Here is a 14281-nt window from a genome sequence, read left to right on the forward strand (position 1 = left end):
CCTGATTCATGCATGGAAGGACATTTCGCAGATGAGCAGCTTCATCGAAAGACGCGCAACAACGGCTGCGGCCCTTATCGCCCTCTTGGCGGCAGGGCTGGCAGGCACCGGCGTCGCAAGGGCTGAGGACGTTCCCGCCAAGGGCGGCACCTTGATCTATGCCACCGACCGTGAGCCCACCTGCCTCGATCCGCATGTGGATGGCGACATGCCCCAGGTTTTCGTCGCGCAGCAATATACGGATTCGCTCGTTTCCCAAGACAAGGATGGCCGCATCGGCCCCTGGCTCGCCAAGGACTGGACGATCTCGGACGATGGAAAGGTTTACACTTTCCACCTGCGCGACGACGTGACCTTTACCAATGGCGAAAAGTTCAATGCCGCCGCCGTAAAGGCCAATCTCGATCACATCATCAACCCCGCCACGCAATCCTCGACGGCGGGCGGTTATATCCAGCAATATTTGAAGACCGAGACGCCGGACGAGCACACGGCCGTCGTCTATCTGAAAAAGCCCTATGCCGCGTTTCTAGAGGTGCTGGCGCAGGGTTTCCTCGGGATCGAGGCGCCATCGGCGCTCGCCCGCGGCCGTGATGAAAACTGCCAGAGCCCTGTCGGGTCCGGTCCCTTCAAGGTCGTCAAATGGGACCGCAAGAGCGAGATCGTCTTCGAGCGCAACCCCGACTATAAGTGGGCGCCGCCAACGGCGAAGCATCAGGGGCCTGCCTATCTGGATCGGCTGGTCTGGAAAATCATTCCCGAACCCTCCGTACGCTTCGCATCGCTGGCGGGCGGCAATGTGGATGTGATCGAATCCATTCCGCCCGAAGCCGAGGAGGGCGCCGCCAAGGATGGCAATCTCACGCTTCTGATCAAGGACCGCCCGGGCAATCCGACCAATTCGGCGCTGAACACCCGGCGCGCACCCTTCGACGATATCCGCGTGCGCGAAGCCTTTGTCCGCTCGGCGGATATTCAGGGCGCACTCGACAGCGTCTTTTTCGGCCGTTACCAGCGCGCGCCGGGGCCGCTCAGCGCGGTCACGCCTTTCGCGTCACCCGATTTCCAGGCGCATTACGATTACGACCCGGATCGTGCCAACAAGCTTCTGGACGAGGCCGGCTGGAGCGAGCGCAATGCAAATGGCTACCGCATCAAGGATGGCAAGACGCTGACGGTCGAGGTGCTGATCGGCGATTTCCAGGGCCCGGCGGAGCGCTCGCTCTGGGAGCAGATCCAGGCGACGGCAGCGGAAACGGGCTTCGAGGTCAAGCTGCAGAATCTCGGCTTTTCCGAATGGCTCGACCGGATGGGCAAGTGGCAATATGATGCCGTTGGCGAATATTGGAACACCAACACCGCCGACGTGCTGCGCATCGTCTTCTCCTCGGAATTCCTTGGGGCCGCAGGATCCGGCGGCTATCATCAAAATGCCACAGGGTTCTCCAACCCGGCCTTTGACGAGGTCGTCAACAAGGCGTTGGAAACGACGGAAGAGGGCAAGCGCCGGGCGCTTTATCTCGATGCCCAGAAGATCATCGCCTCGAACTATCTGCAGGTTTTAACCTTCCCGCAGAGCACCCGGCTTGGCATCTACAAGACCGCGCAGGGCGTGCGGCTCGAGCCCTCGCTGTCGGTTCCCGTACTCTATGATGCCTGGGTGAGAAAATGAGCGCGCCAGCTGGGCGGTCGTTGCAGATCAACCGGCTCTGGCCGCTCGGCTGGCTTATCTGCCGGCGGCTCCTCTCCGGCGCGTTGGTGCTGCTGGCCTCGGCCACGGTCACCTTCTTCGCCCTGCGGCTGACGCCGGGCGATCCGGTTCGCGCGGTGCTTGGCGGGCCAACGGCCAATCCGACACCAGAGACCGTCGCGCGTGCCATCGCCGAGTTCGGACTGGACCGGCCGCTGCCCGTTCAGTATCTGCTGCATATCGGCCGGCTGTTGCGCGGCGATCTGGGCACCTCTTTCTCTCAGCATCAGCAGGTCAGCGCTGTCATCGCCGAGCAGATCGGTCCGACGCTCTGGCTCACAGGCTCGGCTGTCGCCGTGGCCTGGCTGCTCTCCACCCTTTCCGTACTGGCCACCGCGCGACGCGGGTGGGCGCTCAGTGCGGTGGGCTCGGCCGCAGAGACCATGGCCGCTGCCCTGCCGCAGTTCTGGCTGGGCTTGGTGCTGCTTGCTGTGTTTGCCTTCGGCCTGCGCTGGTTTCCACCGCAAAGCGATGGCGGCTTCCTTGGCATGGTGCTGCCGACGCTTGCGCTGGCCGTGCCGCTCGCCGGCTTTTTGGCGCAGGTCACGCGGGAGTCCTTCGAGCTGGCGCTCGATCAGCCCTTCATTCTCTCCGCGCGCATGCGCGGTCTGGGCGAAGGCGCGGTCAGATGGCGACATGGCCTTCGTCATGCCGCCCTTCCGGGCATCAGCCTCTCGGCCTGGGCGATCGGCTCGCTGATCGGCAATGCCGTTCTGGTGGAGGTGATCTTCTCGCGGCCTGGGCTCGGCCGCGTGCTCTATCAGGCCGTGAGCGTGCAGGACATGCCCTTGACCATTGGGGTCACGCTGGTGGTCACGCTGGTTTATGTCGTTGCGAGCCTGGCCGTCGACCTTCTCTATATCCTTGTCGATCCGCGTTTGAAGGCAAAGCGCACATGACCATTCCGCTCTCGACATCCACCTTTGCCCAAAGCCGCCGGCTGCCGAAGGTCAGCCTGCCGCCTGTGGGCGCGAGCCTCGCCATGCTGTTCCTGATTGTCCTGATCGCCGCGTCGATCTGGCCGGACCTGTTTGCGACAAGCAATCCGCTGAAGATCGCGCCGCGCCTTGCTTTTCGCCCGCCGGGCCTGGGCCATCCTTTCGGCACGGATCAATCGGGGCGCGACATCTATTCCCGCGTCATTTACGGCGCGGGCCAATCGCTGCTGCTCGGTGTCGGGGCCGTTGCCGTTTCGATGGCGCTCGCCATCCCCCTCGGGCTTATCGGCGGTCTCGGCGGACGGCTTGCGGAGCGGTTCATCGGCTGGGTGCTGGATGTCCTGTTCTCCTTCCCCACGCTGATCCTGGCCTTGCTCTTCGCGGCTCATCTGGGCGGCGGCATCGGTCCGCTCATCGTGGCCACAGGGGTGGGGAATGCGCCTGGCTATGGGCGGATGATCTTCGGCCAGACGCTGAGCGTGCGCCGCGCCGGCTATATCGAGGCCGCTCGCATGCTCGGGCATTCGCCGCTACGCATCATCTGGCGGCAGATCCTGCCAAACGTCATGCGGCCGCTGATCGTCATGGTCACCATGGGCATCGGCCAGGCCATCGTCTGGTCCTCGGCCTTGTCCTTTCTTGGGCTTGGCGCCCAGCCGCCGGCTGCCGAATGGGGCACCATGCTGGCCATGGGGCGCGATTTCGTCAGCCGCGCCTGGTGGCTCACCGTCTTCCCCGGCCTCTTCATCGTGCTGACGACGCTGTCGACCACCGTCGTCGGCCGCTATCTGCAGCGCTGCCTGGAGGGGCGCACATCATGAGCAAAGCGTCGCTCATCGTCGACAATCTTTCGGTGGATTTCGCGGCAGGCTCGGCAAGGAAAAGCGTCGTCCGACATGTCAGCTTCCGCGTCGAGCCTGGCCGTGCCGTGGCGCTGGTGGGGGAGTCCGGCTCGGGAAAGAGCGTCACCGCGCGCAGCCTCGTCGGGCTGGCCGGTGCGGGCGCTATCGTTTCCGCAACCCGTCTTTCCTACGGCGATCGTGATCTGCGCGCGCTGTCGCAAAGGCAGTGGCGCGAGATCCGCGGACGCGATATCGGCTTCGTGCTGCAGGACGCGCTGGTCTCGCTCGATCCGTTGCGCACCATCGGCGCCGAGATCGAGGAGGCCCTCGCCGCCCATGGTTGGGGCGACAGGGCAAGCCGACGGCGTCGCGCGCAAGACCTCCTTCGCTCCGTTGGCATTCCCGATCCTGATATTCGCGCGCTGCAGCGTTCGGATGAACTGTCGGGAGGTCTGCGCCAACGCGCGCTGATTGCAACGGCGCTGGCGCTCGATCCTGCCATCGTGATTGCCGACGAGCCTACGACGGCGCTCGATTCCACGGTGCAGGCGCAGATCGTAGCGCTTCTGTCAGCTATTAAGGAGAAAGGTCATGGCCTGCTGATCATCAGCCATGATCTCCATCTCGTATCCAAACTCGCTGACGAGGTCGTCGTGATGCACCATGGCGACGTGGTGGAGCAGGGGCCGGTCTCGGACGTGTTGGCGAAGCCGCGGCACGCCTATACGCGCGCGCTGCTCGATGCCATGCCGGGCCGCCATCCCCGCCGCCGGCGACCAATTGCGCGCGATCGGGAAGAACAGGCGTCCAGTCTACCCGAGACAGTTCTCGATGTGCGTGATCTGACAAAGACCTTCGACGGGCCGGCGGGCAGCGCCCGGCTGGCGGTGGACAAGGTCAGCTTCTCAATCCAGCGCGGCCGCACGCTCGGCATCGTCGGAGAATCCGGCTCGGGCAAGACGACGGTCGCTCGGATCGCGCTTGGTCTGGTGACACCGGATGAGGGTGAGATCGCGTTTGCCGGGCGGCCTTGGGTCGCATCCACAGGGCGTGGACCGAGAGTAAGCGAGGCCGATCGCCGCCCGTATCGCCGCGATCTGAGCGTGATCTATCAGGATCCTCTCTCGTCCTTCGACCCGCGCTGGACCGTCGGCCAGATCCTGTCCGACGCCTTGCAGGCTGCGGGTCTGGCCCGGAAGGACCAGGCACGGCGCATTGCCGACCTGCTGGCAAAGGTGCGCCTTCCCATTGAGATCGCCGACCGTTGGCCGCTTAACCTCTCGGGCGGTCAGCGCCAGCGCGTTGCCATTGCCCGGGCGCTTGCCGCCAATCCCAAGGTCGTCATCTGCGACGAGCCGGTCTCCGCCCTCGACGTGTCCGTTCAGGCGCAGGTCCTCGATTTGCTCGCCGACCTGCAGGAGGAACTCGGCATCGCCTATCTCTTCATCTCGCACGATCTCGGCGTGATCCGTCAGATCAGTGACGATGTGCTGGTGATGCAAAGCGGCCGCGCGGTGGAACAGGGCGCAACCGAGCAGGTTTTCTCCGCCCCGGCGCATCCCTTTACCAAGGCGTTGCTGCAGGCGGCCTCGTGATCACGGCGACGCCGCCCTATTCGCGCCTGGTGCCACACCTAGGCACGCGTCCTTAAAGGCGCCGTCCGTCCGTTCCGAAGAGGTGCAGACGCGCGAGCTTTGGGCTGAGATAGACAGTCTGGCCGGGTTCGAGCGACAGCCGATCCTTGGTCACGACGGTGACGTTCTCCTGCCCCAGCCGCACCACCAGATGCGTCTCGGCGCCCGTCGGTTCGATCACGGCGACGGTCGCGGCGACGCCTTCGTCGGCGAGCGCGATGTCCTCGGGGCGAATGCCATAGGTGGTGGGCGTGCTCGCGATGCCCGGCGGCAGCGGCAGCACCGTGGCGCCATCCTTGAGGCGGAAGCCGCCCTGTTCCATACGGCCTTCCAGGAGGTTCATGGAGGGCGAGCCGATGAAGGCCGCCACGAACGTGTTGGCCGGGCGGTCGTAAAGCTCGAGCGGGCGGCCCACCTGCTCGACAACACCGCCGCGCATGACGACGATGCGGTCGGCCATGGTCATGGCCTCGATCTGGTCATGGGTCACGTAGACGGTGGTGGTCTTCAGCCGCTGGTGCAGATCCTTGATCTCCGCACGCATGGTAACGCGCAGCTTCGCATCGAGATTGGAGAGCGGCTCATCGAAAAGGAAGACCTGGGGATGACGCACGATCGCTCGCCCCATGGCCACGCGCTGGCGTTGGCCGCCCGAAAGCTGGCGCGGCAGCCGGTCAAGCAGCGGGCCCAGCGCCAGAATATCGGCCGCCTCGCGCACCCGCGTTTCGATCGACGCCTTGTCCACGCCTTGGAGCTTCAGCGCAAAGCCCATATTTTCGGCCACGGTCATATGCGGATAGAGCGCATAGGACTGGAACACCATGGCGATGTCGCGCTCCTTCGGCGCCACGTCGTTGACGACGCGCCCGCCAATGCGGATCTCGCCGCCGGAGATCTCCTCCAGCCCTGCCAGCATCCGCAGCAGCGTGGACTTGCCGCAGCCGGACGGCCCCACAAGCGTGACGAATTCGCCGTCCTCGATATCGACCGAGACGCCATGAATGACGGGGACGACACCATAATGCTTTTCCACCCGTTCGATGCTGACCGATGCCATGATCTTCTCCTCCAGAACACCGGATCGAAGGGGAACGCCGCCTGCGAAGAGCCGATGCGAAAACAAGGGGCCGGACCACCGGCGCTAGGCGCTCTTGGGGTCCGGAATGCTATGGGACGCGGCGCCGCATCCCGCGGCGCCGGCGCCTTACAAGGCGAGCGCGAAGGCTTTGGCTTCCAAAAGATCGCCGCCGCTCGTCAGACGTGCCGCCTTTGCCGGCGCGAAGCTCTTCAGGCGCTTGGTGCCGCTCCAGCGGCCGCCATCGGCAAAGACCTCGATGGAGCCGCGGTCGAGGAAGATGCGGATCTCCTTCGCTGCCGCATCACGCGCGAGATAGCGGGGCGCCGGCTTGTCCCCGGGAACGCCATAAAGGATTGCCAGTCCGTCCCCGGTCTGCTCGACCCCGAGCGTCAGATCCGGATGGTCGATCTCCAGGCGAAACGCGGCGCCGGCCTGCGTGGCCGTCAGCAAAATTTCGACAGCCCCGTCACCAAGCGCGAGACCTTCCGGACGCTGCAGCGCGCCGGCATCGAGCGCGGCGCTGCGCAAGGTTTCGACCGCATCGATCGGCGGCGACAAGAGCGCATCGCCTTCAAGCACCAGCCGGCGCGGCAGGGTCATGGCGCTGTGGAAGTCGATCTTCTTGGAAACATCGGTCCAGTTCGCGAGCCAGGCGATGGCAATCGTGTCGTCACCGTCGCGAAAGCCCTGGAACGCATAGGCGTCCGTGGCGAAGTCCAGTTCCTGCTCGAATTCCGGCGAGAAGCTCTGGCCATCGAAGCGGCCGACGGTCGCAATCGTCAAATTGCGCCGTCCCGTCTGCGGGCAGCGGCTGGTCAGCAGTGCGAAGATCAGCGCCCAGCGCGTCTCAGCATCCTCAGGCGGGCCGAGCGGCACCAGACAGGGGCATTCCGCCGCCGTCATGCCAAAACGGTTCTCGCGGTGCAGAATGCCGAGATAGCGCCAGCCCGTGGCGGCCTGCGGATCGTCGGTCTCATAAAGCAGCACCACGCCGCCATCACGGTCGCGGCTGCCGAGCAGCATTTTGAAGCGACCGTCCGGGCCCTTGATCACATAGGGGTCGCGGAAGTCGAGCGTCAGGTTCAGGCCTTCAGGCCGCGCCGGCAGCACCAGCTCGGCGGGGCCGGCGGTGACGCCATCCGTGGAGACGGCGCTCCATTGGTTCTGCTCCTCCGGTTCCCGGTCCTTCACCTGCTCCGTGAAGAAGACGCGGATGGAGCCGTCCCCTTCCGCAATCGCCGAGCCGGAAAAAGCGCCGCCAAGACCCTCTGCCGTCTTCGACAGCTCGTCATTCGGAAAGAGGAAGATCGGCAGATGACGCCAGCGCAGGACGTCCTGCGAGACAGCATGGCCCCAATGCATGTTGTTCCAGCGCAGGCTGTGCGGGTAATGCTGGTAGAAGAGATGCGCGCTCCCGCCAAACCGCCCGAAGCCATTCGGATCGTTCATCCAGCCAAAGGGCGGGGTGAAATGATAGAGCGGCAGATCGGCGGGCGGTGCGTTGGCAGGCCCATGGGAGAGCAAGGCGATGCCCTCTTCCATTACCTGATCAGGATGGAAAGCATAGGCAGCCGAAAGCTCCGTGGTAGCGGGATCGTAAGCCAGCACGGCCGAGCCGCCCTTGTGCGCTTCCAAGAGGCGGAAGGCGAACTCAGCCGCATTGTCGGTGTTCGCCTCGCCGGCCGAATGGCCGTCCAGCGTCAACGTCAAGCGTGCCGGGGAGCCTGATTGCCGGGCTTTCAGCCACAGGTGGATGTGGCTGCCGGGTGCAAGCCGGGTGGTGAGCGCGGCGGAGAGGGAGGAGGTTTGTTCGGTCATGGCTTAACCCTTGATTGCCGAGCCGACGAAGGAACTGACGAACCAGCGCTGGAAGGCGAGATAGAAGGCGAGGATGGGCAGCATCATCAGCACGGAGGCCGCCATGGCGCGGTCCCAGAAAATGCTGTCCTGGCCGAAGAAGGTGGCGATGGCGACGGAGATCGGCCGCGCATAATCGGTCTGGGTAACGAGGATCGGCCACAGATATTGGTTCCAGGCCTCGATGCCCATGAGGATGGAGACGGTGGCGAGCGCCGGCAGGCTCAAGGGCAGGAAAATGGAGCGATAGACCCGGAAGACCGATGCGCCGTCCATCTCCGCCGCCTCGAACAGGTCCTTCGGCAACTGCGCGAAGAACTGGTAGAAGAGGAAGGTGTAGAGCGGGCTGGCGATCCAGGGCACGATCTGCACCGCGAAGCCATCGGTGATGCCGGCGCGCGAGACCATGATCACCAGCGGCATGATGATGCTTTCCTGCGGGATGACGTAAAGCGCAATCACCAAGGCCAGGATGACGGCCCGGCCGCGCAGCGAGCCCCATGCCAGCACGAAGCCGGCCATGGAGTTGACGACGAGTCCGCCGACCACGGTTGCAAACAGGATGATCAGCGAATTCAGCAGATAGCGGCCAAAAGCCAGCTCTCCGGAGAAATGCGCCACTTCGGCGAAATTGGCGAGTGTCGGGTTCGAGACCCAGAAGGCGCGGAATGTGCCCATATCCGCAAGGATCTGGAAGCGATCATCCTTCAGGCTGGCGACGGCCAGAAGGAAGAGCGGCGAGACGATCACCAGCGCGATGATCAGCATCGACGCCGCCTGGATGGCGCGATAGGCATTGAAGCGTTTGCGCCGGATGGCGGGCACTTTCGCCGGTTGGGCAAGCGGAGCGGAGGCAAGGGCTGTATCAGACATCGTAGCGCCTCAGGAGAAAGCGTTGCAGGAGCGCGATGACGAGGACGATGAGGAAGAGAATGACCGACACGGCCGAGGCATAGCCAAGCTTCTGCTCCTCATAGCCGATGCGCACCATGTAATGGACGACGGTTTCGGTCGAATTCTTCGGCCCGCCCTGGGTGAGGATCGCCACCTGGGTGTAGAGCTTGAAGGCCTGGATCGTGGTGATGACCAGGACGAAGACATGGGTGGGACGCAGGCCCGGCATGGTCACGTTCCAGAAGCGCTGCAGCGCATTGGCGCCGTCGATGCGCGCGGCGTCGTAGAGCTCCTCGGAAATGCCCTGCAGGCCGGCGAGGTAGATGATCATCTGAAAGCCATAGGCCTGCCAGGCCGAGAGCAGCACGATGGAAAACATCGCCCAGTTCGGATCGCCCAACCAGTCGATCGGCTGGATCATGCCGAAGGAGAGGAAGCCGAGGATCTGGTTGAACGGACCCGTCGGATATTGAAACAGCGTGGCCCAGATCACGCAGACCACGACCATCGAGGTAATTGCCGGCAGGAAGAACAGGCCGCGAAACAGGTTTCGGAACGGGATCTTCTGATGCAGCAGCAGTGCGGTCAAAAAGGCCAGGCCGCACTGGACCGGGATGATCCAGATGGTAAAGCGCGTGACGTTCCACAGCGCCGTCCAGAACAGGGGATCGTTGAAGATCCGGATGAAATTCGCCAGGCCGACGAAGCGCACCGGCGTCGGGCGCGGCACCAGCGGCTGGTTGGTCATCGCCGTCCAGAAGGACAGGATGAAAGGCGCGATCAGGAAGACCGTCATCAGGATGACGGCCGGGGCCAGCATGCCCATTTCCTGGAACAGCCTGATACGATCACGGCGCGCGCCCTTGCGGGGCGCCGGACGCTGGGCGGCGGTTGCAGCCGCGCCGGCCGATGACATGCTCATGACGATATCTCCTGCGGCCGGCAAGCCGCCTTGGCCCGGAGCGCCGGCGTCAAGGCGCGTCATCCGGGAGTGGACCATGAGAAGGGGACAGGAAGCCGGCGGCAGGCGCCGGCTCCACAGGCGGCATCTGTCGAGGCTTATTGCTCGCCGTTGAACGGCGGGTAGCCGTCATTGTCGGCAATGTCCTCGTCGATCTTCTGAGCGGCATCGGACAGAGCCTGCTTGACGTCGCCCTTGTTGAAGATCTTGTCCACGGCCTGCATGTAGGCGGCGGTGATCGCAGGATAGGCCGGATGCGGCGGGCGCGGCACGGCGGTCTTGGAGGCCTGCTCGAAGGCTACGGCCAGTGCGCCGCCCGGCGCATAGAGCGGGCTTTCAGCGGCAAAGCTCTTCAGGCCGGGATAGGCGGACTGCGACTTGGCATAGTCGCGATAGGCCTTGTCCTTCAGCATGAAGGACACGAACTTACCCGCGATATCGGGATGCTTGGAGGCGGTGGTGATGCCCCAGATCCAGGTCCCATCCGGCGATGCGCCCTTGGCGCCGAATTTCGGCAGCGGCATGACGACGACGTCGTCCTTCATCGCGGCAGCCGCCTCGGCGTAGAACCAGTGCCCGCCCAGCGCCAGCGCGGCTGGATGGCCCTCGGCATAAAACTGGTTGGTGCCGGAGGATTGCGGAACGACCCAACCCTTGTTCACCCAGTTTTGCATCATCGTCATCGCATCGACGCAGGGTTGGCTGTCCAGCATGCCTTCCGACTTCCAGCTCTTGCGGTCGATCAGGTCACAACCCGCCGATTGCAAGATCGGGCTATAGGCGTAGGTGATCCACTCCGTCTTTATGCCATAGCCGCGGAAGGTGTCGATCGGCCATTTCACGCCTTCGACCTTGGAGAGCTTTTCGAGATTGGCTTCGAACTCCTCGCGCGTCCAGGCGTCATCCACCGACTTGGGAATCCGCGCGCCGATCTTTTCCAGATATTTGCGGTTGCCATACAGCACGACGGAGCTGTCGGTCAGGCCGATCGCATAGAGCTGCTTGTCGATGGCATAGGTGCCCTGCGCGATGTTGGACTCCGTCATGTCGGAGAGCACATCCGCATCGATCACGTCCTTGATCGGCGCGAGATAGCCGGACCAGACATAATTGGCGAGGAAGGGCGCATCGAGTTCCATGATGTCGGGAAGCTGCTTGGCCATGACGGCGGCCGAGAACTTCTCGTTATAGGCATCGTGCGGGGCGTAGATCAGCTCGATGTCGACATCGGGATTTTCCGCCTCGAAGCGCTTGGCGAGATCACCATAGGCCGCAACCCAGCCGGGGTCACCCTGATGCATCATCTTGATGACCGTCTTGGCCTCGGCGCTTGCCGAAAAGGCCAGGATCGCAGCGACCGAGCTCGCCAGAAGTAAACGTTTACCCATTATGAGATCCTCCTCCTTGGGGTCTTGTCAAAGCTTATGTATGCAGCAGACCGCCCGCGTCCCTTTCGCCGACTGCCTGAACTCTAATCGCCAAGCGCTGTGCCGCGCACCGGCCCTGTCGTGCCTCACAGCCGCCATTCGCTTCTCCCGCCCAACGCCCGGTCGCCTCACACTGAGCGGCGCTCGACCATCTGAAACGGCAGGCGACGCACCTCAGGCGGCAGCGGATCCGCGCTCAGCAGAATATCGGCAGCCATGCGGCCCATCAGCCGGTGCGGCAGCGCCATGGTCGTCAGCGGCGGATCCAGCCGCGAGGCAATATCCACCTGATTGTCGAAGCTGGCCACCGCCACATCGTCAGGAATGCGCCGGCCCAGCCGATGCAGGGCGGCGTAGACCTCCATGGCCACACGGTCATTGCCACAGAGCAGCGCGTCCGGCGGATTGGGCCCTTGCATCATCGTCGCCACGTGGTGGGCAACGAGGCTCGGTGCCCGGTCGCTGTAGATCGCCCGCCGCACGGCTGGCAGCACCGGCATGGCAGCCTCATCCAGGCCCGCCTCGACCAGCGCGCGGCGGAAACCCTTCTCGCGCAGCTCGCCAGCGAGAATGCCGGGCAGGTTGATGAAGGCCAGCTTACGCCTGTCGGCCTCAATCAGATAGCGGGTGATCTCGTGAGCGGCGCCCTCTTCGTCCGGCACGAGCGAGAGAACGCGGCCTTGCGTTTCCTGGCAATTGATCATCACGCCGACGACATCCTTCGCCGCATCCGGCAGGGTCACCGTCTTGTGATACATGGCGGCATAGGCGATGGCGCGGGGACGGAAACGGCGCACTTCCTCCAGCACGGCGCCCACATCCCGGCGGCCGCCGAGCGTCATGGCGAAGACGGCCATATCGGCCGAACGCGCCGCGCTGTCGAGCCCACGAATGATCTCGGTGGCGAAGGGCGACGTGATAAGATCGTCCGCCACGAGGCCGATCAGCGGCATCCACCCTTGGCGCATGGAGCGAGCCGCGAGATTGGTGACATAGCCGAGCTCGGCCGCGATGCCGACGATCCGCTCCCGCGTCGCCTCCGCCATGCGGGCGGAGCCGCCATGCAAAGCGCCCGAAACGGTCTTGACCGAGACGCCTGCAATCCGGGCTATATCGTTGAGCGAGGCGGCCAAGAGGGCTCCGGTATCGTTGAGTTAAAGCTAGTGGGTTATCGATTACCCTAAGCGATACAGCCGGCTGACCCTATTGTCAATCCTATGTTCATCATCAAGCATGAGGACACATCAGGTGGCTTCAATCGAGACGGGAAGAGGACACTGCCGAGCCTATCGCACACAAGCCCATGACTCATAGGCATTGTGTAGCACGCTCGGGCCCCGAGCGATCCGTTCTGGAGGGCATGACAATGCTAAGGCGGAACCAGATGTCCCGCCAACGATGCGGCAAAGCGTCAGTGAAGTCAGCTTTTACCGTAGTCCGCCACGAGTTTTTGCGGGCCAAGGGTCAATAGCCGATCCAGAGCCTGGGTGACGGCTGCGCGAAACGGCTGCGAGGCGGGGAGGTCAGTGCCGAAGACGTCCGAGAGCGTGAGATAGGCGCCAACCAACTCGGACGCGGTGCTGCGCCCTTCCGTCACCTCCCGAATACGGCCTGCAAGCGGATCGCGCACGTCGATCGGGCGGCCGGCAAGATCCTGCCCGCGGGCATAGGCCATCCAGCCGGCAACGCCGAGCGCCAGGCGCTCGAAGGGCTGACCGGCCGCAATCCGCGCGCGAATGGTTTGCAGCAGGCGCTGCGGCAGTTTTTGCGAGCCGTCCATGGCGATCTGCCAGGTGCGATGGCGCAGGCCCGGATTGCGGAAGCGTGCGATGAGCGCGGTGCGATAGGCGGGGAGGTCGAAGCCCTGCAGTTCGGGCAAGTTCGGCGAAACCTCGTCTTCCATCAATCCCTGCAGCAGCGCGGCAAACCCCGGCGCCGCCATTGCGTCGGATACGGTCTCATGGCCGGCAAGATAGCCGAGATAGGCAAGCGTCGAATGGCTGCCGTTCAGCAGCCTGAGCTTCATCAGCTCGAAGGGTTCCACATCGGCAACGAACGTGGCGCCGGCGGCACCCCAGTCCGGGCGCCCGCCAGAGAACCGGTCCTCGACCACCCATTGAAGAAAAGGCTCAGCCATCACCGGCCAGGCATCCTCAAGCCCAAGCGCCTTTGCGACAAGCGCGCGATCCTGGTCCGTGGTTGCCGGAACGATGCGGTCGACCATGCTGGAGGGAAAATCGACATGCTCTGCCACGAAGGCGCCGAGATCGGGATCGCGCAGCTCAGCGAAGCGGGTGACGACGCGGGCGAGCGTGCGGCCATTGGCGGGGAGATTGTCGCAGGAGAGGATGGTAAAGGGCGCATGCCCCGCCGCGCGGCGCCGCGCCAGCGCTTCCACCAGAAAGCCGATCGCCGTCTTCGGGCTGCTGGGGTTGGCGAGGTCGTGGCGGATATCGGGATGGTCCTCGTCGAGCGTTCCGGTCGCCGGCTTGTGGCAGTAGCCCTTCTCGGTGACGGTCAGCGAGACGATGCGGGTGGACGGCGCCGCCATGAGATCCAGCACGGCGCCGGGATCCTCAGGCGCGACGAGACAGGCGGCCAGAGCGCCGATGACCTGCAAGCGGTCGCCCGTGCCGTCACGGACGTCGAGTGTATAGAGCCCATCCTGCGGCGCCAGAGCATCGCGCGTCTCGGGACTGCGCAGGGAGACGCCGGCAATTCCCCAGGAGAGATCGCCGGCCTCAAGCACCGCCTCGGTCAGAACGGCCTGATGGGCGCGGTGAAAGGCGCCGAGGCCCAGATGGACGATGCCGATCTGGAGCCGGGAGCGATCATAGGCAGGGCGGGCAACAACTTCGGGAAGGGCGGCGAGGGTCTGCTTGGAGAGGCGGGCCATGGTG

The 14281-nt window shown here is 64.3% G+C and carries 11 protein-coding genes; 4 read left to right on the forward strand and 7 right to left on the reverse strand.

What is annotated here, in order from left to right; translation table 11 throughout:
• The first annotated feature begins 31 nt into the window (after positions 1-31).
• The 4 genes from BMX61_RS07255 to BMX61_RS07270 are packed head-to-tail and all read left to right on the forward strand — an operon-like array spanning position 32 to position 5125.
• On the forward strand, positions 32-1672 hold the full coding sequence (locus BMX61_RS07255) for an ABC transporter substrate-binding protein (RefSeq protein ID WP_075626042.1): 1641 nt from the start codon (positions 32-34) through the stop codon (positions 1670-1672).
• The gene (locus BMX61_RS07260) at positions 1669-2649 is read left to right on the forward strand and encodes an ABC transporter permease (protein ID WP_075626041.1); all 981 of its coding nucleotides are present in this window, start codon (positions 1669-1671) and stop codon (positions 2647-2649) included. Before BMX61_RS07255 ends, BMX61_RS07260 begins: the two co-directional genes overlap by 4 nt.
• Positions 2646-3509, forward strand: a complete 864-nt coding sequence (locus BMX61_RS07265; RefSeq protein ID WP_075626040.1) for an ABC transporter permease — start codon at positions 2646-2648, stop codon at positions 3507-3509. Before BMX61_RS07260 ends, BMX61_RS07265 begins: the two co-directional genes overlap by 4 nt.
• Complete coding sequence (locus BMX61_RS07270) at positions 3506-5125, forward strand: dipeptide ABC transporter ATP-binding protein (protein WP_075626039.1); 1620 nt, start codon at positions 3506-3508, stop codon at positions 5123-5125. Before BMX61_RS07265 ends, BMX61_RS07270 begins: the two co-directional genes overlap by 4 nt.
• Before the next feature lie 52 nt (positions 5126-5177).
• On the opposite strand, the gene BMX61_RS07275 is transcribed toward BMX61_RS07270, so the two are convergent.
• The 7 genes from BMX61_RS07275 to BMX61_RS07305 form a co-directional block, all read right to left on the reverse strand.
• Complete coding sequence (locus BMX61_RS07275) at positions 5178-6221, reverse strand: ABC transporter ATP-binding protein (protein ID WP_075626070.1); 1044 nt, start codon at positions 6219-6221, stop codon at positions 5178-5180.
• Positions 6222-6368: 147 nt separating this feature from the next.
• Positions 6369-8060, reverse strand: a complete 1692-nt coding sequence (locus BMX61_RS07280; RefSeq protein WP_075626038.1) for a glycoside hydrolase family protein — start codon at positions 8058-8060, stop codon at positions 6369-6371.
• 3 nt (positions 8061-8063) lie between these two features.
• Positions 8064-8867 carry a carbohydrate ABC transporter permease gene (locus tag BMX61_RS07285; protein WP_234794633.1) on the reverse strand — a complete coding sequence of 268 codons (804 nt, stop codon included), beginning with the start codon at positions 8865-8867 and terminating at the stop codon, positions 8064-8066.
• A gap of 97 nt (positions 8868-8964) precedes the next feature.
• A complete protein-coding gene (locus BMX61_RS07290) occupies positions 8965-9909 on the reverse strand; it encodes a carbohydrate ABC transporter permease (RefSeq protein ID WP_075626069.1) in 945 nt (314 codons plus the stop codon).
• 143 nt (positions 9910-10052) lie between these two features.
• On the reverse strand, positions 10053-11342 hold the full coding sequence (locus BMX61_RS07295) for an ABC transporter substrate-binding protein (protein ID WP_075626036.1): 1290 nt from the start codon (positions 11340-11342) through the stop codon (positions 10053-10055).
• Positions 11343-11509: 167 nt separating this feature from the next.
• Positions 11510-12514 carry a LacI family DNA-binding transcriptional regulator gene (locus BMX61_RS07300; RefSeq protein ID WP_075626035.1) on the reverse strand — a complete coding sequence of 335 codons (1005 nt, stop codon included), beginning with the start codon at positions 12512-12514 and terminating at the stop codon, positions 11510-11512.
• A gap of 287 nt (positions 12515-12801) precedes the next feature.
• Positions 12802-14277 carry a mannitol dehydrogenase family protein gene (locus BMX61_RS07305; protein ID WP_075626034.1) on the reverse strand — a complete coding sequence of 492 codons (1476 nt, stop codon included), beginning with the start codon at positions 14275-14277 and terminating at the stop codon, positions 12802-12804.
• Positions 14278-14281: the final 4 nt, after the last annotated feature.

Source organism: Xaviernesmea oryzae, from assembly GCF_900109605.1.
Lineage (GTDB): Bacteria > Pseudomonadota > Alphaproteobacteria > Rhizobiales > Rhizobiaceae > Xaviernesmea > Xaviernesmea oryzae.